The following is a 26,527-nucleotide window of genomic DNA, read 5'->3' on the forward strand; positions in this document are numbered from 1 at the left end:
GTCATGCCTCCACAGGGTGGGCTGTCTCCCACACGGCATTGAAGCTGTCCGCGTAGGTGTCGAACATGCCGCCGGAGTCCTGGCGGCGAAGGTGCCACACGGGCGCACCGTACGCGTTCACACCCCAGACGTGGGCATTGACCAACACCTGATCATCAGCCCGGTACAAGCTGTTGTAGAGCGTCGTGCCGTGTGTCCGAAGCTCGATGCCCGGCACGCTCGCCAACGGCCGGTAGTGCAAGAGAGCGAGGCGACAGCGGGATTCGATGCCATGCCCGAACTTCTCTTCCTGTCCTCGCTGCTGGACGTTCTCGCTGTCCGCGTCGCCGACTGCGATGCGTACCGCGCACCCGTCGGCAGCACGCTCCCGCAGGAGATCGTTCAGCCGGGGATACGCCTCGTGCAGGAACACCGCCGCGTAGACCAGGACGTCGATGCGCTCGCGCGCTGCCGCAAGGAGATCCACGAACACGGATACGGGAAGGTCTGCCCGCTGGTCGTACAGAGCGACCAGTTCCGGACTGACGGCCCGCGCTGCCCGTGCTTGCCGGAGCGCCGGCCACAGGGCGTGGATGTCCTCGCCCAACGTCTCCGCCGCCTTGAGTGCGGTTGCCCGGCGTGGGGTGCGCCCGAGGTTCACCCAGCGTTCCACGCTCTTCGGGTCCACGCCGGTCACGCTGGCCAATGAGGCATGAGTCCAGCCGCCGGATGCCATGACAGCCCTTAACCGCTCGTTCTGCATGGGGACGTTCTACAGGCTGTGGGACGTCCCGAAGTGCCGAACGTACGAGGTTCCCCCGTCCTGATCATCGGCGGGACGATCGCGGCACCAGCGGACGGTGAAGGGGTTTTCGGTATGGCGCCGGGATTGTGGCAACAAGTCGAACAGCGGCATCCGTTCCCCGTGCCCGACCCCGATCCAGCAGACCCTGACTGCGACGTGTGCGGGGCACTGGTCGCTCAGCGCACTGAGTGCTACCGGCGCCGGGACCTCTCGGGGGTCGTGGACTGCAACGTGGAGATCCGCCAGCACCCGCACACGGAGGTGAGTCGATGACCCGCGCCGTGCTCCGCTACGTCCCCCACACGATCCGGCACGCCCCCGAAGGTGGGGTGACGTACGAGGCGTTTTGCGTCGCCCAAGGCTGTGGAGCCGAGTCCGGCGCTCACGACGAACAGGCGGACGCGCAGGACTGGGCGCTCCGGCACGCCGGGCGGACGGGGCACGACCTGTTCAGGCGGGTGTTCACGGATCACGCGCGCGTCACCCGCCAGACGTAGACCCCGGCCCGCTGGGCGACGGCGATCAGGACAGTCCAGCGCGCCGGCTCCGGCCCCGCTCACACCACCCGAATGGCGTGGGCGGGGCTCTGACGTGCGACGGCACGGGCAGGAGCGCCCCACAATGGACGGGTGAATCGCCCCGCGAACGTTGACGTGCTCTTGCAGCCACGCCCGCCGTCCCCGTTGCAGGAGATCCGTGACGACAGGTTCGAGCGGTACGGCGTCCGCTTGCTACTGAAGCGGGATGACCTGATCCACACCAACGTCCCGTGGGACACGGACATACTTGGACCAGTGGACCTGTACCCTCCCGGCAACAAGTGGCGCAAGCTCGCGCCGAACCTGCGGGCCGCGGTGGCCGGGGGGTACGGGTCGCTCGTGACCTTCGGCGGGGCGTACTCGAACCACCTGCGGGCCACCGCCGCCGCCGGGCGGCTCGTCGGGATGGCGACCATCGGGGTGGTCCGCGGCGACGAGCTGGCCGCGCGCCCGCTGAACGCGTCCCTGGCCCGGTGCGCGGCGGACGGCATGCGGCTGCACTTCGTGACCCGGGCGGCGTACCGGCGCAAGGCGGAGCCGGAGGTACGGGACGCGCTGCTGGCCGAGGCCGGCGCCGTGGGGGCGTACGTCGTCCCCGAGGGCGGCAGCAACGCCCTCGCGCTGGCGGGCTGCGAGGAGCTGGGCTGCGAGCTGCGGGGGCTGACCGACGTGGCGGCCGTGGCGTGCGGGACGGGCGGGACCCTGGCGGGGCTGGCGGCCGGGCTCGCCCCGGAGCAGCGGGCGCTCGGGGTTCCGGTGCTGCGCGGCGGGTTCCTGGGCGCGGAGATACGTTCCCTCCAGGCGGCGGCGTACGGCGGTCCGCGCGGGGACTGGAGCCTGGCCGAGGAGTTCCACCACGGGGGCTACGGCAAGGTCCCGCCCGAGCTGGACGCCTTCGCGGCCGACTTCGAGGACCGGCACGCGGTCCCCGTCGAGCGGGTCTACGTCGCCAAGCTGCTGTGGGCGCTGACCGAGCTCGCGGCGCGGGGCGCCTTCCCCCCGGCCACCCGCCTGACGGCCGTCGTCACGGGCCGCCCCTGACCGCGCGGGCCGGGCCCGGAAGCGGCGCTCACACCGTGTCCTCGCGGTACGCCGCCGCCTCCTCCAGGTCCAGGCGCCGCAGCAGCGCCCGCAGCATCTCGTCGTCGATGCGCCGCTGGTCGCGCAGGGTGACGAAGACCTCCCGCTCGGCCGCGATCATCTCCCGCGACAGGCGCCGGTAGACGTCGTCCGCCGACTCCCCCGTCACCGCGTTGACCTCGCCGAGCCGCTCCCAGACCGCGTTGCGGCGGCGCTCCAGCACCGTCCGCAGCCGTTCGGCCAGCGGCGGCGGCAGCGCGTTCGACGGCTCGTCCAGCAGCTCGGCCAGCCGCTCCTCCGCCGCCCGCGAGGCCTCGCTCTGGGCCTGGGCCTCCGCGAGGGTCTCGGCGTGCGCGTCCCGCGCCGGCAGCCGCAGCAGGCGGATCAGCGGCGGCAGGGTCAGGCCCTGCACCACCAGCGTGCCGATCACCGTCGTGAAGGTCAGGAACAGGATCAGGTTCCGGTGCGGCACCCAGACCGGCACGGAGAACGCGATGGCCAGCGACACCACCCCCCGCATCCCGGCCCACCCCACGACCACGGGCGCCTTCCAGTTCGTATCCGGTTCCCGCCCGCGGATCCGCTCCGACAGCACCCTCGGCAGGAAGGTGGCCGGGAAGACCCAGGCGAACCGCGCCACGACCACCGCGAGGAACACCGCGAGCGCGTACCAGGCCGCGTGCAGGCCCTCGTACTCCGCCAGCCCCTTGAGGACCACCGGCAGCTGGAGCCCGATCAGCGCGAAGACGACCGACTCCAGCACGAAGGCGACCACCTTCCACACCGCCTCCTCTTGCAGCCGGGTGGCGAAGTCGACCTGCCAGTTCCGGTGTCCCAGGTACAGGCCGACGACCACCACGGCGAGCACTCCGGAGGCGTGCACCCGCTCGGCCGCCGCGTACGCGACGAACGGGATCAGCAGCGAGAGCGTGTTCTGCAGCAGCGGCTCCCGCAGCCGGGTCCGCAGGTGGTGGATCGGCACCATCAGCACCAGGCCGACCCCGATCCCGCCCACCGAGGCCAGCAGGAACTCCGTGACGCCCTCGGCCCAGCCCGCGCCGACGCCGACGACCGCGGCCAGGGCCACCTTGTAGGCGGTGATCGCGGTGGCGTCGTTGACCAGGGACTCACCCTGAAGGATGGTCGTGATCCGGTTCGGCAGCCCGAGCCGCCGCGCGATCGCCGTGGCCGCCACCGCGTCCGGCGGGGCGATCACCGCGCCCAGCACCAGCGCCACGGGCAGCGAGAGGCCGGGTACGACCAGGTAGGCGGCGTAGCCCACGGCCACCGTCGCGAAGAGCACGTACCCCACCGACAGCAGCGCGACCGGCCGGATGTTGGCCCGCAGGTCCAGGTACGAGCTGTCCACGGCCGCGGTGTGCAGCAGCGGCGGGAGCAGCAGCGGCAGCACGATGTGCGGGTCGAGGGCGTACGGCGGCACGCCCGGGAGGTAGGCGGCGATCAGCCCGGCCGCGACGAGCAGCAGCGGCGCCGGTACCGGTGTCCGGCGGGCCAGCCCGGCCACGGCGGCGCTCCCCGCCACCAGTGCCACCAGGGGCAATACCTCCATCGAAGATCCATTCTGAGTCGTCGCGCGCCCGCACCGTCGTCGTACGCTGGCCATCATGAGCGAGTGCACGCACGTTCCGGAATTGCCGCGCCCCGAGCCCGCCCCACATGCCCCGACCTGCCCGGAATGCGAGGCGCTCGGCAGCCACCCGGTGCAGCTGCGGATGTGCCTGGAGTGCGGGTGGGTGGCCTGCTGCGATTCCTCCCCCCACCGGCACGCCACGGCGCACCACGAGAGCACCGGCCATCCGGTCATGCGGAGCTTCGAGCCGGGTGAGAGCTGGCGCTGGTGTTTCGTGGACGGTTCGATCGTCTGAGGAGGGGTAGGTCAACCCTCCGCCGCTTCCCCCGATTTGGGCCCGCAGACCCCTAGGCACTGTGCGTACCTATTGGCCTACCATCAGTCACTGGCCGTAGGCGGGGGCGCTCCGGGAGTGCTCCGCTGCCGGTCCGCGAGGGGTGCCGCGACACAATCGCCCGGATCGCGATAGCGTCACCGGCGAACACAGCTCGTACCACCTTGGAGGTGAGGGTGTCCCAGATCGCAGGCGAGCCCGGGACCCAGGACTTCGTGGAAGTCCGGCTGCCGGCTGCGGGTGCCTACCTGTCGGTGCTGCGTACGGCCACGGCCGGACTCGCGGCACGTTTGGACTTCACCCTCGACGAGATCGAGGACCTCCGCATCGCGGTGGACGAAGCCTGCGCGATCCTGCTCCAGCAGGCCGTGCCAGGATCCGTCCTCAGCTGCGTCTTCCGCTTGGTGGAAGGCTCGCTGGAGGTGACCGTGTCGGCGCCGACCACGGACGGGCGCGCGCCGGAGCGCGACACGTTCGCGTGGACGGTGCTGTCGGCCCTGGCCGGCAAGGTCGAGGCCACGGTCGAGGAGGACCGCACGGTCAGCATCAGCCTTTACAAACAGCGCGGCGCGGGACCAGGCCCGGCGTGAGCGGCGGGGAGACCCCTGTACGGGGCGGGGAACGGCCCCGAGTGCGGCACGAGGTCGACGGCGGCATCCCGGAGCAGCAGAACGCCCGGCCGCACCCGGCCGAGGCGGATGCGGAAGACGGCTTTTCGGACTCGGCGGAGCGACGGGCGGGCCCTATGAGCGAGACCCAGCAGGACGAGCCACAGCAGAACGGGCCACAGGCGGGCGCGCCGCACGCGGACGGGCCGCGGGAGGCCGCCCCGGCGGTGGACGCCGCCGCGGTGGACGCCGCTGCGGCGGACTCCGCCGCGGTGGACGCCGCCGCGCCGGACGTGGCATCGGCCGGGATCACGGCGGCCGACCTCTCGGACATCGTGGCGGAGCCCGAGGAGGTACGGGAGGTCCGCGACACGCGCGACCCGCGCGACCGCAGCGCCGCCCGCGCCCTCTTCGTCCAACTCCGCACCCTCCCGGAGGGTTCCCCGGAGCGGGCGGAGCTGCGCAACCGGCTGGTCCGGATGCACCTGCCCCTGGTCGAGCACCTGGCGCGGCGCTTCCGCAACCGCGGGGAGCCGCTGGACGACCTGACCCAGGTGGCGACGATCGGCCTGATCAAGTCGGTGGACCGGTTCGACCCGGAGCGGGGGGTCGAGTTCTCGACGTACGCCACGCCGACGGTGGTCGGCGAGATCAAGCGGCACTTCCGTGACAAGGGATGGGCGGTACGGGTCCCCCGCCGCCTCCAGGAGCTGCGCCTGGCCCTGACCACGGCCACCGCGGAGCTGTCGCAGCAGCACCAGCGCTCGCCCACCGTGCACGAACTGGCGGAGCGCCTCGGGATCTCCGAGGAGGACGTGCTGGAGGGCCTGGAGTCCGCCAACGCCTACAGCACGCTCTCGCTCGACGTCCCGGACACGGACGACGAGTCCCCGGCGGTCGCGGACACGCTGGGCTCGGAGGACGAGGCGCTGGAGGGCGTCGAGTACCGCGAGTCCCTCAAGCCGCTGCTGGAGGGGCTGCCGCCCCGGGAGAAGCGGATCCTGCTGCTTCGGTTCTTCGGCAACATGACCCAGTCGCAGATCGCCCAGGAGGTCGGCATCTCCCAGATGCACGTGTCCCGGCTGCTGGCCCGCACCCTGGCCCAGCTCCGCGAAAAGCTCCTCGTCGAGGAGTGAGCGCGGGACCGCTCGCGCGCAGGACCGCGCCGGGGCCGTACGTCGCTCAGGCGTACGTCGCTCAGGCGGCGTCGCGCGGCCCGATACCCAGGGCCTCCGTCGTCGCCGGGTTGAGCAGGAGCGCACCGACGGCCACCGCCGTCAGCACCAGCGCCACCCCGGCGGCCATCATCGCGCCGCCGGTGTTGAACAGCGTCCACGCCACCGGCAGCGCCATCAGCTGGGTGATCAGCGCCGGGCCGCGGCTCCAGCGGCGGCCCAGGCGCAGACCACGGGCCGCGATCAGCGGCAGCGCCGCGAGGGCCAGCAGGGTGATCCCGCCGGTTTCGGCCTGCCGCGGGGAGTCCGGGTCTCCGGCGATGCCCACGAACAGCATGTAGACACCGAGCCCGGCCAGGGCCAGGCCCTCCAGCGCGGTGAGCGCGGCGGCGGCGGTCAGCCGGCCGGACGGGGTGGCGGCGGGCGGTCCGGCGGCGGGGGTCTGCTTCGTACTCACCCCAGCAGGGTAGCCGCGCGCCGCCCACCCCCGACGGGACGGTCCCGACCGGGCAGTGCGGTGAGCATTACTGGGGGTGGGTAGTCTGCTGCTCATGCGTGCACTTCTCGTGGCCAACCCAGCAGCGACGACCACCAGTGCGCGCACGCGCGATGTCCTGACCCACGCCCTGGCCAGCGAGATGAAGCTGGAGTCGATCACCACGGAGTACCGCGGCCACGCCCGGGACCTGGGACGGCAGGCGGCCGAGAGCGACGACATCGACCTCGTGGTGGCCCTGGGCGGCGACGGCACGGTCAACGAGGTGGTCAACGGACTGCTGCACAACGGACCGGATCCGGAGGCCCTGCCCCGGCTGGCCGTGGTGCCGGGCGGCTCCACCAACGTCTTCGCGCGCGCCCTCGGACTGCCCAACGACGCGGTCGAGGCGACCGGCGCGCTGCTGGACGCGCTGCGCGAGCGCCGGGAGCGGACCGTCGGGCTCGGCCTGGCGGAGGGCACGCCGGGCACGGAGGACGAATCGGTGCCGGCCCGCTGGTTCACGTTCTGTGCGGGCTTCGGCTTCGACGCGGGTGTGGTCGGCCGGGTGGAGCAGCAGCGGGAGCGCGGCAAGCGTTCGACGCATGCCCTCTATGTACGACAGCTCCTGCGCCAGTATTTCGAGGAGCCGAACCGGCGGCACGGCACGGTGACGCTGGAGCGTCCCGGCGCGGATCCCGTGACGGATCTGGTGCTGTCGATAGTGTGCAACACCTCGCCGTGGACGTATCTGGGCAATCGGCCCCTTTATGCCTCTCCCGAGGCGTCGTTCGATACCGCGCTTGACGTACTCGCGCTCGACCGTTTGTCAACTCCGTCGGTCGCCCGGTACGCGACACAGCTCCTGACCTCGACTCCTGAGCGGGGTCCGCGCGGCAAGCATGCGGTGTCTCTGCACGATCTGACCGACTTCACCTTGCATTCGAAGGTTCCGCTCCCCTTCCAGATGGACGGCGACCACCTCGGCCTGCGCACCAGCGTTCGGTTCACAGGCGTACGCCGTGCACTGCGTGTGATTGTGTGAGTGGAAGGGCCGAAAGTCCTTCCACTCGAACGTTTTAACGTCGGTCCACCCCTAGGAAGTACGGCTGTGACCTACTAGACACCGACGAATCCAAAAAAACTTTCCGGAAGGGGTTGTATCCCCGTCCGAGGTTTGCGAATCTCTACATGGCGATCGGGACAGCCCGCACAACCCGGCACCCACACAGATCGCCAGAACCCCTCCACGAAACAAGGACCACACCAGGTAACTGGGCGTCGGCCCTTCCCCCATCAAGGGATTCGTGAAAGCGTTCACATTCACAAGCAACCTGCCCGCAATACAAGGAGATGGAGCAGCCATGGACTGGCGTCACAACGCCGTTTGCCGCGAAGAAGACCCCGAGCTCTTCTTCCCCATCGGCAACACCGGTCCTGCGCTGCTGCAGATCGAGGAAGCCAAGGCCGTCTGCCGCCGTTGCCCCGTCATGGAGCAGTGCCTGCAGTGGGCGCTCGAGTCCGGTCAGGACTCCGGCGTCTGGGGCGGTCTCAGCGAGGACGAGCGCCGCGCGATGAAGCGCCGCGCCGCTCGCAACCGGGCGCGCAACGCCACCGCCTGATTTCGACTTTCGAGCCTCGAGCCGCAGCGCGTAGTACCCCGCACCAGCGCTCAGCACCATGCTCTTGAGCCCCGGACCGATAACCAATCGGTCCGGGGCTCAGTGCTGTGCCCACTCGGCGCTGTGCCGACTCGGCGCTGTGCCGACTCAGCGCCGCGCCGACTCGCTACGCACGGTTACTTCTGCGGGCTGGCCGGGACGTCCAGGACGACCTTGGTGCCGCGCGGCTCGCCCGGCACCATGTCGAAGGTGCCGCCGAGTTCGCCCTCGACCAGCGTCCGTACGATCTGCAGTCCGAGATTGCCGGCCCGCTGGGGATCGAAGCCCTCGGGCAGACCGCACCCGTCGTCGAGCACGGTGATCAACAGCCGCATGTCGTCGCGCCGGCTGCCGCTGCGGCTCGCGGACACCTCGACCGTGCCGCCCTCGCCCTGGACGAAGGCGTGTTCCAGGGCGTTCTGCAGGATCTCGGTCAGCACCATGGACAGCGGGGTCGCCACCTCGGCGTCCAGGATGCCGAACCGGCCGGTGCGGCGGCAGGCCACGTTGCCCGGCGAGATCTCGGCGACCATCGCGATCACGCGGTCGGCGATCTCGTCGAACTCGACCCGCTCGTCCAGGTTCTGAGACAGCGTCTCATGCACGATCGCGATCGAACCGACCCGGCGGACCGCCTCGTTGAGGGCTTCCCGGCCCTGCGGGGAGTCCATCCGGCGGGCCTGGAGCCGCAGCAGCGCGGCCACCGTCTGGAGATTGTTCTTCACCCGGTGGTGGATCTCCCGGATGGTCGCGTCCTTCGTAATCAATTCCCGTTCGCGACGGCGCAGTTCGGTGACGTCGCGGCACAGGACGAGCGAGCCGATCCGGGTGCCCTTGGGCTTGAGCGGGATGGCGCGCAGCTGGATGACCCCGGTGCTGCCTTCGACCTCGGTCTCGCGCGGGGCCCAGCCGCTGGCCAGTTTGACCAGGGCCTCGTCCACCGGCCCCCGGGACGGAGCGAGTTCGGCGGTCGTGTTGCCCAGGTGCTGGCCCACCAGGTCGGAGGCGAGGCCGAGCCGGTGGTAGGCCGAGAGGGCGTTGGGCGACGCGTACGTCACCACGCCCTCGGCATCGAGCCGGATCAGGCCGTCACCCACCCGGGGGGACGCGTCCATGTCGACCTGCTGCCCCGGGTAGGGGAAGGAGCCGGCCGCGATCATCTGGGCCAGGTCGGAGGCGGACTGGAGGTAGGTCAGCTCCAGCCGGCTGGGTGTACGCACAGTGAGCAGGTTGGTGTTCCGGGCGATCACGCCCAGGACCCGCCCCTCGCGCCGGACCGGGATCGACTCGACGCGGACCGGCACCTCCTCGCGCCACTCCGGGTCGCCCTCGCGCACGATCCGGCCCTCGTCGAGGGCCGCGTCCAGCAGCGGGCGGCGGCCGCGCGGCACCAGGTGGCCGACCATGTCGTCCTGGTAGGAGGTGGGGCCGGTGTTCGGGCGCATCTGGGCGACCGAGACGTACCGGGCCCCGTCGAGCGTGGGCACCCACAGCACGAGGTCCGCGAAGGACAGGTCGGAGAGCAGCTGCCACTCCGAGACCAGCAGGTGGAGCCACTCCAGGTCGGTTTCACTGAGAGCGGTGTGCTGGCGTACGAGGTCGTTCATGGAGGGCACGCTGCGAGGGTACCCCGGGCTTGGGCCATGACTTTCCCCACCGAGATTACCCAGGAGTACCCAGGAGGGGCGGAGTCCGCGTAATGTTGGAGGAAGTGACGGGGTCGCAGTACCCGCCATTGGATGGACAGAACAGAATGGTCTAGTCCACAATTGACAGAAGACTTCCGCCCTCCCCGCACAGGAGGACGGATCGAGGTAACCCGCCGCGTTCTGCCCTGACCGCGTCGGTGCCTCCCACCGGCCGCCGGGCACCGCACACCCGACCGGCCGTAAGTACTCCGGGCTGCGGTGCCGGACGGGCTGAGGGTCCCGTCCCGGCACCGTGGCCCTGAGGAATGTGCTGGTGGAATACCGGGTGCGGGCCGCCGTCGAGCACCGCTCCGGTCGGCCACTACCGCGGCCAGGCCCCCATCGCGAGCACCGCCACCGCTTCCAGCTCCGCCCGCGTCGCCCCGTCCCGCGACTGCTGCGACATCCCCTGGAGCACCGCACCGCAGTACCGCGCCAGCGCCACCGCGTCGGTGTCCGCGGGCAGCGCGCCGGTGGCGACGTCCGCCCGGATCCGGCTCTCGAACAACGTCAGGTTGGCCTGGCGCCTCACCCGTAGCGCTTCGGCCACCTCGTCGGCGGTGGTGTTGACGGCCGCGCTGATCACCATGCAGCCCGGCGGGTGGGCCGGGTCCGTGTACACCTCGGCCGCCTCGTGCAGGATCCGCGCCAGGGCGGCGCGGGCGGTGGGCTCCTCGGAGAGGGCCACGGCCGCGAAGTCCCCGTACCGGCTGCCGTAGACCACGACGACCTCGTCGAAGAGCTTGCGCTTGTCGCCGAAGGCGGCGTAGAGGCTGGGCGCGCCGATGCCGAGGGCGCGGGTCAGGTCGGCGATGGAGGTGGCCTCGTAGCCACGCTCCCAGAAGGCGAACATCGCCTTGTCGAGGGCCTCGTCGCGGTCGAAGGAGCGGGGCCTGCCGCGCTGTCCGGTCACCATGCGTCCATTCTATAGCGGGCGCTAGGGAATCTGATACGGTCCTTTCTGTAGCGACCACTAGCGATTGCGGAGGGGGGCACCCCATGGGCGTGCTCGAAGGAAAGACGGCGCTGGTCACGGGCGGTAGCCGGGGGATCGGCCGGGCGGTGGCGCAGCGGCTGGCCCGGGACGGGGCGCTCGTGGCCGTGCACTACGGCCGGGACGGGGCAGCGGCGAAGGAGACGGTCGACGCGATCGTGTCGGCGGGCGGACGGGCCTTCGCCATCGGGGCGGAATTCGGGCTGCCGGGTGACGCGGAGGCGCTCTGGGCGGCGTACGACGCGCATCCGGAGCACACCGAGGGGGTCGACATCCTGGTCAACAACGCGGGGGCGGCCACCTTCGCGGGGATCGAGGAGACCGACGAGGAGACGTGGGACCGGGTCCAGGCGGTGAACGCGAAGGCGCCGTTCTTCGTCATCAAGCACGGGCTGGGGCGGCTGCGCGAGGGCGGGCGGATCGTGAACGTGACCGGGACGCCGGACATCGCGCTGCCGGCGATCCTGGCCACGATCACGGCCAAGGGGGCCGTGAACGCGTTGACGCGCTCGCTGGCGGCGCACCTCGCGCCGCGCGGGATCACCGTGAACTCGGTGGGGCCGGGGATCACCGACACCGACCTGAACAGCGCGTGGCTGGCCGATCCGGGGGCCCGGGCGCACGCGGCCTCCCGGTCGGTCTTCGACCGGGTGGGCACGGCGGCGGAGGTGGCCGACGTGGTGGCCTTCCTGGCCTCCCCGGACTCCCGCTGGCTGACGGGCCAACACCTGAACGCCACGGGCGGCCTCCAACTGGCCCTCCTGTAACCCCGACCCCGCCATTTCAACCTCGCCGACGCCGGGGGCCCCCGCCAATCCAGCCTCGCCGACGCCCGAGGCCCCGCCAACCCGGCCTCGCCGACGCCGGGGGCCCCGCCAATCCAGCCTCGTCGGCGTTCGAGGCGCCCGCCAATCCAGCCTCGTCGGCGTTCGAGGCGCCGCCGGAGGCACCGACAGCCGGGGACCGGCCCTCACCGCACACGCCACCCCTCAAGCGCCGGGCGGCTGGTCTGCCTCCGGCGGCGCCTCAAACGCCGGCGAGGCTGAAACGGGCCACCCCCGGACGGGAGCAAGCCAAGGGTCGGGAGCTCGGCGCAGGCCAGGCGGCGGCATCGCCTCAAACGCCGGCGAGGCTGAATGGGCACCGCCGACGAGGCTGGACAGGGGCACCCCGCAGGGTCCGGAGGCGGGGGGCGCAAGGGTTGGGGTTGCGCAGGACGGGGGCGGGAAAAGCGCTCACCATGGAGGGGGCGGCAGGGCTCGGCTCTGCTAGATTGGTCTATACCATACGCACCTTCTCAGATCGGCAGGCCCCGCGTGGAAGTTGTCATCGTCCCGAACGCCAAGGCAGGCGGAGAACTCATCGCGGAGGCCATGGCGGCTCTCGTCCGCCGCAAGCCCGACGCCCTGCTCGGCGTGGCGACCGGCTCCACCCCCCTGCCGATCTACGAGGCCCTCGCGGCCAAGGTCAAGGCCGGTGAGGTCGACGCCACCCGCGCCCGGATCTGCCAGCTCGACGAGTACGTCGGGCTCCCCGCCGGCCACCCCGAGTCCTACCGCGCCGTCGTGCTCCGCGAGGTCGTCGAGCCGCTCGGCCTCTCCGAGGCCTCCTTCATGGGCCCCGACGGCTCCGCCGAGGACATCGTGGGCGCGTGCGAGGCGTACGACCACGCGCTCGCCGCCGCCGGTGGCGTGGACCTCCAGCTGCTCGGCATCGGCACGGACGGCCACATCGGCTTCAACGAGCCCTGCTCCTCCCTCGCCTCCCGCACCCGGATCAAGACGCTGACGGAGCAGACCCGCGTCGACAACGCGCGCTTCTTCGACAACGACATAGACCAGGTCCCCCACCACGTCATCACCCAGGGCATCGGCACCATCCTGGACGCCCGCCACCTGGTCCTGCTGGCCACCGGCGAGGGCAAGGCCGAGGCGGTCGCGCAGACCGTCGAGGGCCCGCTGTCGGCGCTGGTCCCGGCGTCCGCGCTGCAGCTGCACCGGCACGCGACCGTCGTCGTCGACGAGGCCGCCGCCTCGAAGCTGAAGCTGGCCGACTACTTCCGCCACACCTTCGCCAACAAGCCCGCCTGGCAGGGCCTGTAAGAGCGCGCCGCAGAACGCGGAAGGCCGGGCATCCCTGTCACGGGGGTGCCCGGCCTTCCGCGTACGCGGGGAGGGTGTCGCCGGTCAGGCCCCCGCGATGACCTCCGCCGCCGCCTGTCCGCAGACCCGCGACGCGCCGTGCGTCGCGATGTGGAAGGCACCGCGCGCCCGCTCCCGCGGCAGGCCCATCTCGACCACGACCGTGTCGGGCCGGGCCGCGACCAGCGCGTCCAGGGCCGCGGCCATCCACGGGTGCCGGTGGGCGTCGCGGACCACGGCGACGACCGTACGGGCCCCCGCCGCGGCCAGGATCTCCGCGACCGGGGCGTCCTCCCCGAACTCGCCCGCGGCGGTGCCGGGGAGCAGCTCGGCCAGCGCCGCCGCCACCCCCCACGGGGTCTCGTCGCCCACGGCCATGTTCGGCGCGGGGGCGAGCGTGGCGACGTAGGGCGCGGTGACGGGCACCGGGGTGCCGCTCACGCGCAGGGCGCGGCGGGCCGCTTCGAGGCCGATGCCGGGCGCACTCCCCTCCTGGTGCGCGCCCGGCGCGACGGCTTCCCGGGCCTGCCGGGTCCATGTGGCGAGGGCGCGCACCCGAGCGGCGGCGTCGGCGAGCCGCTCCTCGGGGAGGGCGCCCTCCCGGACGGCCTCGACGAGCGCGTCGCGCAGCCCGAGCACTGTCGCCTCGTCGCACAGGCCGCCGCCGACGCAGATCGCGTCGGCGCCCGCGGCGATGGCGAGCACGGTGCCGCGCTCGATGCCGTAGGTGGCGGCGATGGCCTGCATCTCCATGCCGTCGGTGATGATCAGGCCGTCGTAGCCGAGTTCCTTGCGCAGCAGACCGGTGAGGATCTGCGGGCTCAGGGTGGCGGGCCGGGTCGGGTCGAGCGCGGGCACGAGGATGTGCGCGCTCATCACGGCCTTGGTCCCGGCGGCGATGGCGGCCTTGAAGGGCACCAGTTCGCGGGCGTAGAGGGTGTCGAGGTCGGCGTCGATGCGGGGCATCGCGTGGTGGGAGTCCACGTTGGTGTCGCCGTGCCCCGGGAAGTGCTTGGTGCAGGCGGCGACTCCGGCGGCCTGGAGCCCCTCGACGTAGGCGGCGGTGTGCCGGGCCGCGAGGTCGGTGTCGGCGCCGAAGGACCGTACGCCGATGACGGGGTTGTCCGGGTTGGAGTTGACGTCCGCGGACGGGGCCCAGTTGAGGTTGACCCCGCACTCGGCGAGGCGCCGGCCCAGCTCGCGGGCGACGTCGCGGGTGAGCGTGGTGTCGTCGACGGCGCCGAGCGCCAGGTTTCCGGGGAAGGACGAACCGCCGCGGACCTCCAGGCGCGTGACGTCGCCGCCCTCCTCGTCGATCGCGACGAGTACGTCGTCCCGCACGGCCCGCAGCTCGGCGGTGAGGGCGGAGAGCTGCTCGGGCGAGACGATGTTGCGGCCGAAGAGGCCGACGGAGGTGAGGCCTTCGCCGACCAGGCGCAGCACCCAGGCGGGGGCGGTGGTGCCTTCGAAGCCGGGCTGGAGGACCGCGAGGGCGTCACGGGTGACCGTGTCGGTGCGGTGCGCGAGGATGGTCATGGGCCGTTATCCCTTCACAGCGCCGGCGGTGAGACCCGCGGCCATCTTCCGCTGGACGATGAGGAACAGCACGACGATCGGCAGCGCCATCATGGTGGAGCCGGCCATCATCGGGGCGAATTCGGTGCCGTGCTTGGTGGTGAAGTTGCCGAGCCAGACGGTGGCGGTCTGGTTCTGCTGGCTCATCAGCATCAGGGCGTAGAGGTACTCGTTCCACGCCTGGATGAAGGCGTAGACGGAGGTGGCGACCATGCCGGGGGCGAGCAGCGGGAAGACCACCCGCAGGAACGCGCCGGTCGGCGTGCAGCCGTCGACCATGGCCGCTTCCTCCAGCTCCTTCGGGATGTTGACGATGAAGCCGCGCAACGTCCAGACGGTGAAGGGGAGGATGAAGGTCAGGTAGGTGATGATCAGGCCGGTGAGCTTGTCGTACTGACCGAGGTCGTTCAGCAGCAGGAAGACCGGGATGATCATCGCGACGAGCGGGATCATCTGGACGGCGAGGATGCCGACGATGACGACCTTGCGGCCGCGGAAGGCGAAGCGGGAGATGGCGAGGGCCGCCAGCATGCCGACCGCGATGCCGATGACGACGACGACCGAGGCGACGACCAGGCTCCGGCCGACCGGTCCCCAGAAGTCGGAGATCTCCAGCGCGCGCTTGAAGTTCTCCAGCGTGAAGGTGGTCGGGAAGAAGTGCGGGTTCGGGTCGATCGCGTCCTTGGACGGCTTGAAGGCCGTGTTGAGCATCCAGTAGACCGGGAAGCCGACGGTGGCGGCGACCAGCAGGCCGACCAGGTTCCAGCCGAGCCTGGACTTCTTCCGGTTCGCCCTCGGGACGCGGCGCGCGGCGGACGGTGTCGCGGGGGGCGCGGTGGTGGCGGTCATTCCACCTCTCCGATCTTGAGCATCTGGCGCATGTAGACGGCGACCACTCCGAGCAGCAGCAGGACGGTCACCAGGGCGATCGCGGAGCCGCCCGAGTAGTCGTTGACCACGAAGGCCTGCTGGTAGGAGTACGTCGTCAGCAGCTGGAACTCGGCCTCGGGATTGCCGTTGCGCATCACGAAGACCTGCGGGAAGACACCCATGTCCCAGATCACCGAGAGGGTCGTCAGCATCACGATGATCGGCTTCAGGATGGGCAGGGTGACGTGGCGGAAGACGCCCCAGGCACCGGCGCCGTCGAGGCGCGCGGCCTCTTCCAGCTCCTTGGGCACCTGGGTCAGGCCCGCGCTGAGGGTGATGACCACGAAGGGCACCGCTCCCCAGACCACCAGCAGCATGATGACCGCGAGGCCCTCGGGGCCGCTGGCGAACCAGTTGTGGCCGATCATGTCCACGCCGGGGAGCTTGCTCAGCAGGTAGTTGAGGACGCCGTAGCCGGTGTCGAAGAGCCACTTGAAGACGGCGGTGGCGACGATGATCGGCATGCCCCAGCTCGCCACGAGCGCGATGTTGATGAGGGCCTTGACCCAGCCCGAGACCCTCTGCAGCAGCAGCGCGATCAGCATGCCGATGACCATGGTCAGGATGACCGCACCGGCCGCGAAGATCACCGTACGCAGCACCACGGTCCAGAAGACCCCGTCGCCGAGGACCTTCGAGAAGTTGTCGAAGCCGACGAACTCGGCGTCCTTGAAGCCCCACAGCTCGGACTTGCCGAAGCTCTGGAAGGAGAGCGTGACGAGTCTGAAGAAGGGGTACCCCATCACCAGGGCGATGATCAGCAGGCACGGGGTCAGCAACAGCCAGGGCGTGAATCCGGGACCCTTGCGGGCGCCCGTCTTCCCCGGCTTGCCCGTGTTCCCGGCCTTCACTGCGGAGGAAGGCGTCTGCTTCGCCGACGGCAGGTCGGCGGTGGTTGTCTGTGCGGCACTCATCGCGTGCTCCTCGGGGGTCCCTCTCTTGACGGGCAGCAGGGCCCCGCCGGTCCGGCGGGGCCCTGCTCACTCAGGTCACTTGGTGTTGATGACCTTGTCGATCGCGGCGTCGGCGTCCTTCGCCGCGGCCTCGACCGTCTTCTTGCCGGTACCGATCTCCGTGAGCATCGTCTGCAGGAGCTTGCCCTTCTCGACCTGGCCCCAGCCCGGAGCGGTCGGGACGAACCAGGAGGACTCGGCCGCGGTGGCCGGGACCGCCGTCTTCGGGTCGGCCTTCAGCGGGCCGAGGTCCGTCTTGTTGTTGGGCAGGTTGCCCTTGGCGATCAGGCCCTTCTGGCCCTGCGCGCCGGTGAAGACGTTGATCCACTCGGCAGCGATGTCCTTGGCCTTGGACTTGGACGGGACCGCGAGGTCCGAACCACCGAGGAAGACCGGCAGGTTCTTGCCGTTCGGGCCGGGCATCACGAAGCTTTCGAGCTTGTCCTTCAGCCCGCCGACCTTGTCGTTCTTCGGGGTGGCGGCGTCGGCGCCCTCCCACGCGGCGGCGAAGATCGACGCGGCGTTGCCCTGGCCGAAGACGATCGGACGGTCGGACTCGTCCTTGGTCTTGTCGGCGTGCATGTACTTGTCGAGGAGCTCCTTGTACTGCTTCAGCCCCTTCAGCGACTCGGGGGAGGACAGGTTCGCCTTCCACTTGTCGCCGTCCTTCTTGGCGATGCTGCCGTTCGCGTCGTAGACGAAGGACATCGCGGCGTACCAGTCCGGCGAGGGCTGGTACAGGGCGCTGAACTTGTCGCCCTTGGCGGTCTGGATCTTGTCCAGGGCGCCGGTCAGGTCGGCCCAGGTCTTCGGGGCGGCGGTGACGCCGGCCTCCGCGGCCAGGTCCTTGCGCCAGGCGCCGACGCGGCCACCGGCGTAGTAGGGGACGCCGTAGGTCTTGCCGTCGTAAGTGACGGATTCCTTCAGGGCGTCCAGCCAGGTGCCGGAGTTCTCGAACTTCGACGCCTCGAGCTCGGAGAAGGCGCCGGTCGACATGTAGCCGATCATCTCGGAGTTGCCCATTTCGACAACGTCCGGGGCCTTGTCCGTGGCGAGCACGGCGTCCAGCTTGGCGTTCTTGTCCGGCCAGCCGTAGTACTCGTGCTTGATCGTGAGACCCGGGTGCTTCGCGACAATCGCGTCGTCGGCCGCCTTCACCAGGTCGGGCCAGTTGTTCTGGGCGTCAACCGTCAGCCAGACGGTCAGCTCCTTGGCACCCGACGCCTTGTCGGTGCCGGTGCCCCCCTTGCTGTCGGAGCCACCGCACGCCGCCAGGCCGATAACCATGCCCGCGACTCCAACCGCCGCGATGAGCTTGCGCTTCACGCCACCCTCCTCAGGGATGCCTGCCTGCACTTCCCTTGCCCGCCGCGGCGACATACGCGAAGTACTGCACGTGGGGCCGGGATCTGATCCATATTGGTTTAGACCAGTAGTCGGAGCTTGGCCTAGACCTTTAGGGGTGTCAAGGGTCTAATGAGCGGGTGCTCGGTCCGTTATCGGACCGACACCTCGGGTGGGGGCGAGGCCCGCCCCACGGCCCGTGTCACGATGTGACCGCACATATCGGAGGAGCCGGTGACGGCAGCGAAACTGGAGTCGGGAAGGCGGGCGGCGATGGCCACCGAAGGGGCGACCACGGAGCCGGAGGGCGGGGCGGCCACCCGCACCGCACGCGTGCCCAAGTACTACCGCCTCAAGCGGCACTTGCTCGACATGACCGAGACCCTGCCGCCCGGCACACCGGTGCCTCCGGAGCGCACCCTGGCGGCCGAATTCGACACCTCCAGGACCACGGTCCGCCAGGCCCTCCAGGAGCTGGTGGTCGAGGGCCGGCTGGAGCGCATCCAGGGCAAGGGCACCTTCGTGGCCAAGCCCAAGGTCTCCCAGCCGCTCCAACTCTCCTCGTACACCGAGGACATGCGGGCGCAGGGCCTGGAGCCGACCTCCCAGCTCCTCGACATCGGCTATGTGACGGCCGATGACACGCTCGCCGGGCTGCTCAAGATCACCACCGGCGGACGGGTGCTGCGCATCGAGCGGCTGCGCCTCGCGAGCGGGGAACCGATGGCCATCGAGACCACGCACCTTTCGGCCAAGCGCTTTCCCGCGCTGCGCCGCTCGCTGGTCAAGTACACCTCGCTCTACACCGCCCTCGCCGAGGTGTACGACGTACGGCTGGCCGAGGCCGAGGAGACCATCGAGACCTCGCTGGCCACCCCGCGCGAGGCGGGGCTGCTGGGCACCGACGTCGGCCTGCCGATGCTGATGCTCTCCCGGCACTCCCTGGACGCCGACGGCGAACCCGTCGAATGGGTGCGCTCGGTGTACCGCGGCGACCGCTACAAGTTCGTGGCCCGCCTCAAGCGGCCCGCGGTCTGATTCCGGCCGGGAACGCGGCGCGCTCCGCGTTCCCGGATCGCGTCCACCGCTCGCGCGCACCGTCGACACCCCCCGGTCATCGTTATACGTTCGAGGCCCCGCGGCGTCGACCGGTCCGGCGAACCGTAGTTGACTCACGTACCGCTATGCGGACGGGGGCTTTCGTTCACCGGGTGGTCCCCGTAGATTCCCTGCGCTCGCGCAGATGATCAACGAGGGGACGAGGATCATGCCGGAAGCTGGACCCGAAGCAACAGCCGGGCGGTCGGGAGGCGGGGGACTCACCCCGAAATCCATCGCCGTCTGGGCCGCGGTCGCCCTCGTCGGCGCCGTCGGCTGGGGCGCGCTCGCCCTCTCCCGCGGCGAGGAGATCTCCGCCGCCTGGCTGCTCGCCGCCGCGCTGGGCTCGTACGCGATCGGCTACCGCTTCTACGCGCGTTTCATCGCGGACCGCGTGCTGAAGGTGGACAAGACGCGCGCGACCCCGGCCGAACGCCTCGACAACGGTGTCGATTTCCACCCGACCGACCGCCGCGTGCTGTTCGGCCACCACTTCGCGGCCGTCGCCGGCGCGGGCCCGCTGGTCGGCCCGGTGCTCGCCTCGCAGATGGGCTACCTGCCGGGCACGATCTGGATCGTCGCGGGCGTGATCTTCGCCGGTGCGGTCCAGGACATGGTGACGCTGTTCTTCTCCACCCGGCGCAACGGGCGTTCGCTCGGACAGATGGCCCGGGACGAGATCGGCCCCGTCGGCGGCGCCGCCGCCCTGATCGCGGTCTTCATGATCATGATCATCCTGCTGGCGGTCCTCGCCCTGGTCATCGTCAACGCCCTGGCGGACTCCCCCTGGGGTGTCTTCTCCATCGGCATGACCATCCCGATCGCCCTCTTCATGGGCTTCTACCTGCGGGTGCTGCGGCCGGGCCGGATCACCGAGGTCTCCCTCATCGGCGTCGCGCTGCTGCTGCTCGCCATCGTCGCGGGCGGCTGGGTCGCCGACTCCTCCTTCGCCGACGTCTTCACGCTCGACAAGGAGACCCTGGTCATCTGGATGGTCGGGTACGGCTTCCTCGCCTCGGTGCTGCCGGTGTGGATGCTGCTCGCCCCGCGCGACTACCTCTCCACCTTCATGAAGGTCGGCACCATCGCGCTGATGGCCATCGGCGTGGTCATCGCCGTCCCGACGCTGAAGATGCCCGCCGTGACCGACTTCGCCTCGCGCGGTGACGGCCCGGTCTTCGCCGGGTCGATGTTCCCCTTCGTCTTCATCACCATCGCGTGCGGCGCCCTGTCCGGCTTCCACGCGCTGGTCTCCTCGGGCACCACCCCGAAGATGATCCAGAAGGAGACCCAGGTCCGGGTCATCGGATACGGCGCGATGCTGACCGAGTCCTTCGTGGCGATCATGGCGGTCATCGCGGCCTGCATCATCGAGCCCGGCCTCTTCTTCGCCGTGAACGCCCCCAGCGGCCGGATCGGCACCACCGCGCTGGAGGCCTCCCAGGCCATCAGCGGCCTCGGCTTCTCGATCACTCCGGAGGCGCTGACCCAGGCGGCCAAGGACATCGGCGAGACCAGCCTGCTCTCCCGCACCGGCGGCGCGCCGACCTTCGCACTCGGAATGTCGGAGATCTTCTCGTCGGTCGTGGGCGGCACCGCGATGAAGGCGTTCTGGTACCACTTCGCCATCATGTTCGAGGCCCTCTTCATCCTGACCACGGTCGACGCGGGCACCCGGGTCGGCCGGTTCATGCTCCAGGACACCCTGGGCAACGTGCACAAGTCCTTCAAGGACATCAGCTGGAAGCCGGGCGTCTGGTTCGCGAGCGCGATCGTCGTCGGCGGCTGGGGCTACTTCCTGTGGGTCGGCGTGAAGGACCCGCTGGGCGGCATCAACCAGCTCTTCCCGCTCTTCGGCATCGCGAACCAGCTGCTCGCCGCCGTCGCGCTCGCCGTCTGCACCACGCTGCTGGTGAAGTCGGGGCGGCTCAAGTGGGCCTGGGTGACGGCTGTTCCGCTGGCCTGGGACGTGGCCGTGACGCTCACCGCCAGCTACCAGAAGATCTTCTCCGACGACGCGACGATCGGCTTCTTCGCCCAGCGCGACAAGTACCTGGACGGAATCGACGCGGGCAAGGTGCTCAAGCCCGCGAAGACCATGGACCAGATGCACACCGTGGTCACCAACGCCACGGTCGACGGGGTCCTCTCCGCCCTCTTCGCGCTCCTGATCGTCATCGTCCTGCTGGACGCGGTCCGGACCTGCCTGAAGGCCGTCCGCGACCCGGGGAGCACCGTGCTCTCCGAGGTCCCGTGGACCGAGTCGAAGATCGTCGCTCCGGCCGGTCTGATCCCGACGGCCGCGGAGAAGGCGGAGCTGGCCGCCGCCGGCCTGGACTCCGGCGGCGGCCGGGTCAAGGAACCGGTGGCGTGAGCACCGTCCGGGCGGCGCTGGGGCGGATCCGGTTCTACGTCCGCGAGTTCTCGGGCGAGAGCGCCTACGACCGGTACGTCGCCCACGCGCGCTCCCACGACCCGGCCGCCGAGGTCCCCACCCGCCGGGACTTCGAGCGGGCCCGCACCGACTCCCGCGAGGCGGACCCCCGCGAGGGCTTCCGCTGCTGCTGAGAGGTGCCCGCGGGGCCCCCGTCCACCCAGGACGGGGGCCCCGCGGCGCGCTCAGCGCACCCAGTCCTTGAGGGGCTCGGTGTGGAGGGTGATGCTGACGGGGTCGGGGAGCTCGACGTCCTTACCGAAGGGCAGGGTGCGCACGGTCACGTACCGCTGCCCGTCGGGCTCACTGTGCACCGAGATCTCGCACTTGTCCCGATCGATCAGCAGGTAGACCGGGATGCCTGTAGCCGCGTAGGCACGGGGCTTCTCCACCCGGTCGCGCCGGTCGGTGTCAGAGTCCCACGAGGTCACCTCGACAACCATGAGCACCGGATCCGGGTCCACCCACTCGCCCTGCCCGGCGAACGCTCCCGAGGAAGCCAGCACCGCATCCGGAATCGCCCGGCCGGCCCGGTACTCCTCCGCTTTGATCCCCTGTCCCGGATGCAGCCAGAGTTCGGGGCGGTGCTGCATGCAGATCCGCGTGAGCCACTGAATGATCATCCCGTGGTCGCCGTCCGGCAACCCCTTGCTCCTCAGCTTCCCGTCGATGAACTCCAGCCTCAGCCCCTCCATCCGGTTGCGAGCCATCAGCGCGAGTTCCTCGAACTCCTTGGTCAGCATGTGGGGCCGGCCGGTCATCACGTCATGGCCTCGCTCGCCTTCCTCGACGGTGCTCCTTCCGACGATAGCGCCGTGCACCGACACCCGTGCTCCACACTCGACGCCATGGACATCACCATCCGGGCGGCGCTGCCCGCCGAATACGAAGAGCTGGGCGAGATCACGGCGCGGGCCTACCTGGACGACGGGCTGCTCGACCCGGAGGCCAACGGCTTCTACCTGACCGTGCTGCGCGATGTGGCGGGGCGGGCCGCCGACGCCGAGGTGCTCGTGGCCACCCACGACGGGCAGTTGCTCGGTGGAGTGGCCTTCGCCGCACCCGGCAGCCGGCTGGCCGAAATCGCCGGTCCCCACGAGGCCGAATTCCGGATGCTGGCGGTCTCCCCCGCGGCGCGGGGCCGCGGGGCCGGGGAGGCCCTCGTACGCGCCTGCATGGACCGCGCACGGGCCCTGGAGGGGGTCACCCACCTGGTCCTGTCCACGAAAGCGGCCATGCTGGGGGCCCACAGGATCTACGGGCGCCTGGGCTTCACCCGGACGCCGGAGCGGGACTGGGCACCGGTCCCGGCGGTCCCCTTGCTCACGTACCGCGTGGAGTTGTAGCCACGCCGACACAACATGTGGTGGGTCGCGCAACGAGCGGCCCCCACATGTATGCTCATGCTCGCTGTCGCCGCAGGGGAATCCGGTGCGAATCCGGAACTGTCCCGCAACGGTATGAACTGCACCCAACCACCCATTGGTGCCGCCGCAAGTCCGAGGACCTGCCGACAGTGCGCCCGGACCGACCGGTCCGGACGCCGAGACGTCCGGGCCTCGCGGTTGGGCCGGTGGACGCCATGTGGTGACGCGTGACTGCCCTGCCCGGGTCCGCACGTCCAGACGCCCTCATGGCAGCCTCCCCGCCCCGCCTCCGAGCCATCCGGAGCCGAGCGAGGGAGAGCCCCCCACGTGACCATCGCGCCTGCCGCACCGCGCGCCGAGTCCGCCCAGCCCGAGGCCACCGAGGGTCCTGGCGCCGCGCTGCTGCGCACCCTCACCGACCTCACCGCCGACCTGGCCGACACCGACCCCGGCCGGGTCGCCGCCGCCGCGCTGCGGGGCCGCAGCGCCGTCGCCGACGAGGCCGAACTGCGCGGGCTGGCCACCGAGGCGGCCGCGGGTCTGATCTCGGAGGACCCCGCGTACTCCCGGCTGGCCGCGCGTCTGCTGACGCTGACGATCGCCGACGAGGCCGCGGGCCAGGGGGCCACCTCCTTCTCGGCGTCCGTCGCGGTCGGTCACCGCGAGGGCCTGATCGCCGACCGCACCGCCGAGTTCGTCGAGGCGCACGCCGCCCGGCTGAACGCGCTGGTCGAGCACGCCACCACCGAGGGCGCCGACGACCGCTTCGGCTTCTTCGGTCTGCGCACCCTGCACAGCCGTTACCTGCTGCGCCACCCGATCACCCGCCAGGTCATCGAGACCCCGCAGCACTTCATGCTGCGCGTGGCCTGCGGCCTCGCCGAGTCTGGTCCCCATGGTGAGATCGGCGGCGTCCAGGCCGTCGAGGAAGTGGCCTCGCTCTACCGGCTGATGAGCCGCCTCGACTACCTGCCGTCCTCCCCCACGCTCTTCAACTCCGGCACCCGGCACCCGCAGATGTCCTCGTGCTACCTGCTGGACTCCCCGCTCGACGAGCTGGACTCGATCTACGACCGCTACCACCAGGTCGCGCGCCTGTCGAAGCACGCGGGCGGCATCGGCCTCTCGTACTCCCGCATCCGCGCCCGCGGTTCCCTGATCCGCGGCACCAACGGGCACTCCAACGGCATCGTGCCGTTCCTCAAGACCCTCGACGCCTCGGTCGCCGCCGTGAACCAGGGCGGCCGCCGCAAGGGCGCCGCCGCGGTCTACCTGGAGACCTGGCACGCGGACATCGAGGAGTTCCTCGAGCTGCGCGACAACACCGGTGAGGACCAGCGCCGTACGCACAACCTGAACCTCGCCCACTGGGTGCCGGACGAGTTCATGCGCCGCGTGAACGCCGACGCCGACTGGTCGCTGTTCTCCCCGGCCGACGTGCCCGAGCTGGTCGACCTGTGGGGCGACGAGTTCGACGCCGCCTACCACAAGGCCGAGGCCGCGGGCCTGGCCCGCAAGACCATGCCCGCGCGCGACCTGTACGGCCGGATGATGCGCACCCTCGCGCAGACCGGCCAGGGCTGGATGACGTTCAAGGACGCCTCCAACCGCACGGCGAACCAGACCGCCGAGCCGGGCACCGTCGTCCACTCCTCGAACCTGTGCACCGAGATCATCGAGGTCACCAACGACGGCGAGACCGCCGTCTGCAACCTGGGCTCGGTCAACCTGGGCGCGTTCGTCCTCACCGAGACCGGTGAGATCGACTGGGAGCGGCTGGACGAGACCGTCCGCACGGCCGTCACCTTCCTCGACCGCGTCGTGGACATCAACTTCTACCCGACCGAGCAGGCCGGCCGCTCCAACGCCCGCTGGCGTCCGGTGGGTCTGGGCGCGATGGGCCTCCAGGACGTCTTCTTCAAGCTGAAGCTGCCGTTCGACTCCCCCGAGGCGAAGGCGCTGTCCACCAAGCTCTCCGAGCGCATCATGCTGGCCGCGTACGAGGCCTCCTGCGACCTCGCCGAGCGCAGCGGCCCGCTCCCGGCCTGGGAGCAGACCCGGACGGCCCGCGGTGTCCTGCACCCGGACCACTACGACGTCGAGCCGAACTGGCCCGAGCGCTGGGACGCCCTGCGCGCCCGCGTCGCGAAGTCCGGCATGCGCAACTCGCTGCTGCTGGCCATCGCGCCGACGGCGACGATCGCCTCCATCGCCGGCGTGTACGAGTGCATCGAGCCGCAGGTCTCCAACCTCTTCAAGCGCGAGACCCTCAGCGGTGAGTTCCTCCAGGTCAACGCCTACCTGGTGGCCGAGCTGAAGAAGCTCGGCGTCTGGGACGCGCAGACCCGCGAGGCGCTGCGCGACGCCAGCGGTTCGGTGCAGGGCTTCGGCTGGATCCCGGCCGAGGTGCGCGCGCTGTACCGCACGGCGTGGGAGATCCCGCAGCGCGGTCTGATCGACATGGCGGCGGCCCGTACGCCGTACCTCGACCAGTCGCAGTCGCTGAACCTGTTCCTGGAGACGCCGACCATCGGGAAGCTCTCCTCGATGTACGCGTACGCCTGGAAGCAGGGCCTGAAGACCACGTACTACCTGCGCTCGCGCCCCGCGACGAAGATCGCCCGGGCCGCGCAGGCCGCCACTCCGGTGGCGCTCCCGCAGGCCGACGCCGACGCCGAGGCGCTCGCCTGCTCCCTTGAGAACCCCGAGTCCTGCGAGGCCTGCCAGTAATGAGCTCCACCCCTGAGAAGAACCTGCTCGACCCGGGCTTCGAACTGACCCTGCGTCCCATGCGCTACCCGGACTTCTACGAGCGCTACCGGGACGCGATCAAGAACACCTGGACCGTCGAGGAGGTCGACCTCCACTCGGACGTCGCCGACCTGGCGAAGCTGACCCCGGGTGAGCAGCACATGATCGGCCGGCTCGTCGCGTTCTTCGCGACGGGTGACTCGATCGTCTCGAACAACCTCGTGCTGACCCTGTACAAGCACATCAACTCGCCCGAGGCGCGCCTGTACCTCTCGCGCCAGCTGTTCGAGGAGGCCGTGCACGTCCAGTTCTACTTGACGCTGCTCGACACCTACCTCCCCGACCCGGACGACCGCGCCGCGGCCTTCGACGCGGTCGAGGAGATCCCCTCGATCCGCGAGAAGGCGCAGTTCTGCTTCAAGTGGATCAACGAGGTCGAGAAGCTGGAGCGGCTGGAGACGCAGGCCGACCGCCGTCGCTTCCTGCTGAACCTGATCTGCTTCGCGGCGTGCATCGAGGGCCTGTTCTTCTACGGCGCCTTCGCCTACGTCTACTGGTTCCGCTCGCGCGGTCTGCTGCACGGCCTGGCGACCGGCACCAACTGGGTGTTCCGCGACGAGACCATGCACATGAACTTCGCCTTCGAGGTCGTGGACACGGTCCGCAAGGAGGAGCCGGAGCTGTTCGACGACGAGCTCCAGCAGCAGGTCGTCGACATGCTGAAGGAAGCGGTCGAGGCGGAGCTGCAGTTCGGCCGCGACCTGTGCGGTGACGGCCTGCCGGGCATGAACACCGAGTCGATGCGCGAGTACCTGGAGTGCGTCGCGGACCAGCGCCTGGTCCGCCTCGGCTTCGCCCCGGTCTACGGCTCGCAGAACCCGTTCTCCTTCATGGAGCTGCAGGGTGTCCAGGAGCTGACGAACTTCTTCGAGCGCCGCCCGTCGGCGTACCAGGTCGCGGTGGAGGGCACCGTCGACCTGGACGAGGACTTCTAGGGGTTCCGGA

The 26,527-nt window shown here is 70.6% G+C and carries 25 protein-coding genes and 1 riboswitch; of the genes, 15 read left to right on the forward strand and 10 right to left on the reverse strand.

Translation table 11 applies throughout. From position 1 onward, the window contains the following. Position 1: 1 nt before the first annotated feature. Positions 2-742, reverse strand: coding sequence for a helix-turn-helix domain-containing protein (locus tag ABT084_RS15490; RefSeq protein WP_351043152.1), 741 nt, complete (start codon positions 740-742; stop codon positions 2-4). A 311-nt stretch (positions 743-1,053) separates the two neighbouring features. Between ABT084_RS15490 and ABT084_RS15495 the strand changes: the two genes are divergently transcribed. Further along, positions 1,054-1,281 carry a DUF7848 domain-containing protein gene (locus tag ABT084_RS15495; protein ID WP_351043155.1) on the forward strand — a complete coding sequence of 76 codons (228 nt, stop codon included), beginning with the start codon at positions 1,054-1,056 and terminating at the stop codon, positions 1,279-1,281. 132 nt (positions 1,282-1,413) lie between these two features. Further along, entirely contained in the window at positions 1,414-2,364 is a 951-nt protein-coding gene (locus tag ABT084_RS15500; protein WP_351043157.1) for a 1-aminocyclopropane-1-carboxylate deaminase/D-cysteine desulfhydrase, read from the forward strand. 28 nt (positions 2,365-2,392) lie between these two features. On the opposite strand, the gene ABT084_RS15505 is transcribed toward ABT084_RS15500, so the two are convergent. Beyond that, positions 2,393-3,973: a Na+/H+ antiporter gene (locus ABT084_RS15505; RefSeq protein ID WP_351043159.1), complete on the reverse strand. Its 1,581-nt coding sequence runs from the start codon at positions 3,971-3,973 to the stop codon at positions 2,393-2,395. Between the two features lie 55 nt (positions 3,974-4,028). On the opposite strand from ABT084_RS15505, the gene ABT084_RS15510 reads away from it, so the two are divergent. The 3 genes from ABT084_RS15510 to ABT084_RS15520 all read left to right on the forward strand — a co-directional run bounded on the left by ABT084_RS15510 (position 4,029) and on the right by ABT084_RS15520 (position 6,072). After that, positions 4,029-4,289 (forward strand): UBP-type zinc finger domain-containing protein, encoded by a 261-nt coding sequence (locus ABT084_RS15510; protein ID WP_351043162.1) that lies wholly within the window; start codon positions 4,029-4,031, stop codon positions 4,287-4,289. A 215-nt stretch (positions 4,290-4,504) separates the two neighbouring features. Continuing rightward, the gene (locus ABT084_RS15515) at positions 4,505-4,918 is read left to right on the forward strand and encodes an ATP-binding protein (RefSeq protein WP_283448400.1); all 414 of its coding nucleotides are present in this window, start codon (positions 4,505-4,507) and stop codon (positions 4,916-4,918) included. Then, positions 4,915-6,072, forward strand: a complete 1,158-nt coding sequence (locus ABT084_RS15520; RefSeq protein ID WP_351043165.1) for an RNA polymerase sigma factor SigF — start codon at positions 4,915-4,917, stop codon at positions 6,070-6,072. The genes ABT084_RS15515 and ABT084_RS15520 overlap by 4 nt, the downstream gene beginning before the upstream one ends. A 61-nt stretch (positions 6,073-6,133) precedes the next feature. On the opposite strand, the gene ABT084_RS15525 is transcribed toward ABT084_RS15520, so the two are convergent. Beyond that, positions 6,134-6,568, reverse strand: coding sequence for a hypothetical protein (locus ABT084_RS15525; RefSeq protein ID WP_351043168.1), 435 nt, complete (start codon positions 6,566-6,568; stop codon positions 6,134-6,136). 94 nt (positions 6,569-6,662) lie between these two features. Here ABT084_RS15525 and ABT084_RS15530 point away from each other — a divergent pair, with 94 nt between their 5' ends. Together ABT084_RS15530 and ABT084_RS15535 are read left to right on the forward strand one after the other, a co-directional pair. Beyond that, positions 6,663-7,631, forward strand: a complete 969-nt coding sequence (locus ABT084_RS15530) for a diacylglycerol/lipid kinase family protein (RefSeq protein ID WP_351043170.1) — start codon at positions 6,663-6,665, stop codon at positions 7,629-7,631. Positions 7,632-7,950: 319 nt separating this feature from the next. Next, a complete protein-coding gene (locus ABT084_RS15535; RefSeq protein WP_004937597.1) occupies positions 7,951-8,208 on the forward strand; it encodes a WhiB family transcriptional regulator in 258 nt (85 codons plus the stop codon). A 176-nt stretch (positions 8,209-8,384) separates the two neighbouring features. On the opposite strand, the gene ABT084_RS15540 is transcribed toward ABT084_RS15535, so the two are convergent. Together ABT084_RS15540 and ABT084_RS15545 are read right to left on the reverse strand one after the other, a co-directional pair. After that, positions 8,385-9,854 carry a sensor histidine kinase gene (locus tag ABT084_RS15540; protein ID WP_351043359.1) on the reverse strand — a complete coding sequence of 490 codons (1,470 nt, stop codon included), beginning with the start codon at positions 9,852-9,854 and terminating at the stop codon, positions 8,385-8,387. 403 nt (positions 9,855-10,257) lie between these two features. Then, positions 10,258-10,851, reverse strand: a complete 594-nt coding sequence (locus tag ABT084_RS15545; RefSeq protein WP_351043174.1) for a TetR/AcrR family transcriptional regulator — start codon at positions 10,849-10,851, stop codon at positions 10,258-10,260. Between the two features lie 83 nt (positions 10,852-10,934). Between ABT084_RS15545 and ABT084_RS15550 the strand changes: the two genes are divergently transcribed. Both ABT084_RS15550 and nagB read left to right on the forward strand, forming a co-directional pair. Continuing rightward, positions 10,935-11,696 carry an SDR family oxidoreductase gene (locus ABT084_RS15550; protein ID WP_351043177.1) on the forward strand — a complete coding sequence of 254 codons (762 nt, stop codon included), beginning with the start codon at positions 10,935-10,937 and terminating at the stop codon, positions 11,694-11,696. Positions 11,697-12,245: 549 nt separating this feature from the next. After that, positions 12,246-13,031, forward strand: a complete 786-nt coding sequence (nagB, locus tag ABT084_RS15555; protein WP_351043180.1) for a glucosamine-6-phosphate deaminase — start codon at positions 12,246-12,248, stop codon at positions 13,029-13,031. 84 nt (positions 13,032-13,115) lie between these two features. Here the strand turns inward: nagB and ABT084_RS15560 are convergent, their stop codons facing one another. From ABT084_RS15560 to ABT084_RS15575, 4 genes are all read right to left on the reverse strand, one after another. Beyond that, positions 13,116-14,606 (reverse strand): glycoside hydrolase family 3 protein, encoded by a 1,491-nt coding sequence (locus ABT084_RS15560; protein ID WP_351043183.1) that lies wholly within the window; start codon positions 14,604-14,606, stop codon positions 13,116-13,118. Between the two features lie 6 nt (positions 14,607-14,612). Next, positions 14,613-15,494, reverse strand: a complete 882-nt coding sequence (locus tag ABT084_RS15565; protein ID WP_351043186.1) for a carbohydrate ABC transporter permease — start codon at positions 15,492-15,494, stop codon at positions 14,613-14,615. Beyond that, positions 15,491-16,489, reverse strand: a complete 999-nt coding sequence (locus tag ABT084_RS15570; RefSeq protein ID WP_351043189.1) for a carbohydrate ABC transporter permease — start codon at positions 16,487-16,489, stop codon at positions 15,491-15,493. The genes ABT084_RS15565 and ABT084_RS15570 overlap by 4 nt, the downstream gene beginning before the upstream one ends. Before the next feature lie 75 nt (positions 16,490-16,564). After that, a complete protein-coding gene (locus tag ABT084_RS15575) occupies positions 16,565-17,854 on the reverse strand; it encodes an extracellular solute-binding protein (RefSeq protein ID WP_351043192.1) in 1,290 nt (429 codons plus the stop codon). A 291-nt stretch (positions 17,855-18,145) separates the two neighbouring features. Between ABT084_RS15575 and ABT084_RS15580 the strand changes: the two genes are divergently transcribed. From ABT084_RS15580 to ABT084_RS15590, 3 genes are all read left to right on the forward strand, one after another. Next, complete coding sequence (locus tag ABT084_RS15580) at positions 18,146-18,910, forward strand: GntR family transcriptional regulator (RefSeq protein WP_330332537.1); 765 nt, start codon at positions 18,146-18,148, stop codon at positions 18,908-18,910. A gap of 229 nt (positions 18,911-19,139) precedes the next feature. Further along, positions 19,140-21,344, forward strand: coding sequence for a carbon starvation CstA family protein (locus ABT084_RS15585; protein ID WP_351043195.1), 2,205 nt, complete (start codon positions 19,140-19,142; stop codon positions 21,342-21,344). Continuing rightward, positions 21,341-21,538 (forward strand): CstA-like transporter-associated (seleno)protein, encoded by a 198-nt coding sequence (locus ABT084_RS15590; protein WP_351043197.1) that lies wholly within the window; start codon positions 21,341-21,343, stop codon positions 21,536-21,538. Before ABT084_RS15585 ends, ABT084_RS15590 begins: the two co-directional genes overlap by 4 nt. A 51-nt stretch (positions 21,539-21,589) precedes the next feature. Here ABT084_RS15590 and ABT084_RS15595 read toward each other — a convergent pair whose 3' ends face one another. Continuing rightward, positions 21,590-22,165, reverse strand: coding sequence for a Uma2 family endonuclease (locus ABT084_RS15595; protein WP_351043362.1), 576 nt, complete (start codon positions 22,163-22,165; stop codon positions 21,590-21,592). 87 nt (positions 22,166-22,252) lie between these two features. Here ABT084_RS15595 and ABT084_RS15600 point away from each other — a divergent pair, with 87 nt between their 5' ends. The 3 genes from ABT084_RS15600 to ABT084_RS15610 all read left to right on the forward strand — a co-directional run bounded on the left by ABT084_RS15600 (position 22,253) and on the right by ABT084_RS15610 (position 26,517). Next, on the forward strand, positions 22,253-22,750 hold the full coding sequence (locus ABT084_RS15600) for a GNAT family N-acetyltransferase (RefSeq protein ID WP_351043200.1): 498 nt from the start codon (positions 22,253-22,255) through the stop codon (positions 22,748-22,750). Positions 22,751-22,801: 51 nt separating this feature from the next. Further along, positions 22,802-22,933: riboswitch (cobalamin riboswitch) on the forward strand. A 165-nt stretch (positions 22,934-23,098) separates the two neighbouring features. Further along, positions 23,099-25,501, forward strand: coding sequence for a ribonucleoside-diphosphate reductase subunit alpha (locus ABT084_RS15605; RefSeq protein ID WP_351043202.1), 2,403 nt, complete (start codon positions 23,099-23,101; stop codon positions 25,499-25,501). Then, complete coding sequence (locus ABT084_RS15610; RefSeq protein WP_351043205.1) at positions 25,501-26,517, forward strand: ribonucleotide-diphosphate reductase subunit beta; 1,017 nt, start codon at positions 25,501-25,503, stop codon at positions 26,515-26,517. Before ABT084_RS15605 ends, ABT084_RS15610 begins: the two co-directional genes overlap by 1 nt. Positions 26,518-26,527 lie beyond the last annotated feature (10 nt).

Origin of the sequence: Streptomyces sp. NPDC002138 (assembly GCF_040296485.1) — a bacterium.
GTDB lineage: Bacteria > Actinomycetota > Actinomycetes > Streptomycetales > Streptomycetaceae > Streptomyces.

What these genes read in the sequence shown, in the direction of transcription:
- ABT084_RS15610 (WP_351043205.1), top strand. Translation starts at nt 25,501, where the DNA reads ATGAGCTCCACCCCTGAGAAGAACCTGCTCGACCCGGGCTTCGAACTG.
- ABT084_RS15510 (WP_351043162.1), top strand. Translation starts at nt 4,029, where the DNA reads ATGAGCGAGTGCACGCACGTTCCGGAATTGCCGCGCCCCGAGCCCGCC.
- ABT084_RS15570 (WP_351043189.1), bottom strand. Translation starts at nt 16,489, where the DNA reads ATGAGTGCCGCACAGACAACCACCGCCGACCTGCCGTCGGCGAAGCAG.
- ABT084_RS15565 (WP_351043186.1), bottom strand. Translation starts at nt 15,494, where the DNA reads ATGACCGCCACCACCGCGCCCCCCGCGACACCGTCCGCCGCGCGCCGC.
- ABT084_RS15560 (WP_351043183.1), bottom strand. Translation starts at nt 14,606, where the DNA reads ATGACCATCCTCGCGCACCGCACCGACACGGTCACCCGTGACGCCCTC.
- ABT084_RS15540 (WP_351043359.1), bottom strand. Translation starts at nt 9,854, where the DNA reads ATGAACGACCTCGTACGCCAGCACACCGCTCTCAGTGAAACCGACCTG.
- ABT084_RS15595 (WP_351043362.1), bottom strand. Translation starts at nt 22,165, where the DNA reads ATGACCGGCCGGCCCCACATGCTGACCAAGGAGTTCGAGGAACTCGCG.
- ABT084_RS15505 (WP_351043159.1), bottom strand. Translation starts at nt 3,973, where the DNA reads ATGGAGGTATTGCCCCTGGTGGCACTGGTGGCGGGGAGCGCCGCCGTG.
- ABT084_RS15600 (WP_351043200.1), top strand. Translation starts at nt 22,253, where the DNA reads ATGGACATCACCATCCGGGCGGCGCTGCCCGCCGAATACGAAGAGCTG.
- ABT084_RS15490 (WP_351043152.1), bottom strand. Translation starts at nt 742, where the DNA reads ATGCAGAACGAGCGGTTAAGGGCTGTCATGGCATCCGGCGGCTGGACT.
- ABT084_RS15495 (WP_351043155.1), top strand. Translation starts at nt 1,054, where the DNA reads ATGACCCGCGCCGTGCTCCGCTACGTCCCCCACACGATCCGGCACGCC.
- ABT084_RS15530 (WP_351043170.1), top strand. Translation starts at nt 6,663, where the DNA reads ATGCGTGCACTTCTCGTGGCCAACCCAGCAGCGACGACCACCAGTGCG.
- ABT084_RS15585 (WP_351043195.1), top strand. Translation starts at nt 19,140, where the DNA reads ATGCCGGAAGCTGGACCCGAAGCAACAGCCGGGCGGTCGGGAGGCGGG.
- ABT084_RS15535 (WP_004937597.1), top strand. Translation starts at nt 7,951, where the DNA reads ATGGACTGGCGTCACAACGCCGTTTGCCGCGAAGAAGACCCCGAGCTC.
- ABT084_RS15550 (WP_351043177.1), top strand. Translation starts at nt 10,935, where the DNA reads ATGGGCGTGCTCGAAGGAAAGACGGCGCTGGTCACGGGCGGTAGCCGG.
- ABT084_RS15545 (WP_351043174.1), bottom strand. Translation starts at nt 10,851, where the DNA reads ATGGTGACCGGACAGCGCGGCAGGCCCCGCTCCTTCGACCGCGACGAG.
- ABT084_RS15580 (WP_330332537.1), top strand. Translation starts at nt 18,146, where the DNA reads ATGGCCACCGAAGGGGCGACCACGGAGCCGGAGGGCGGGGCGGCCACC.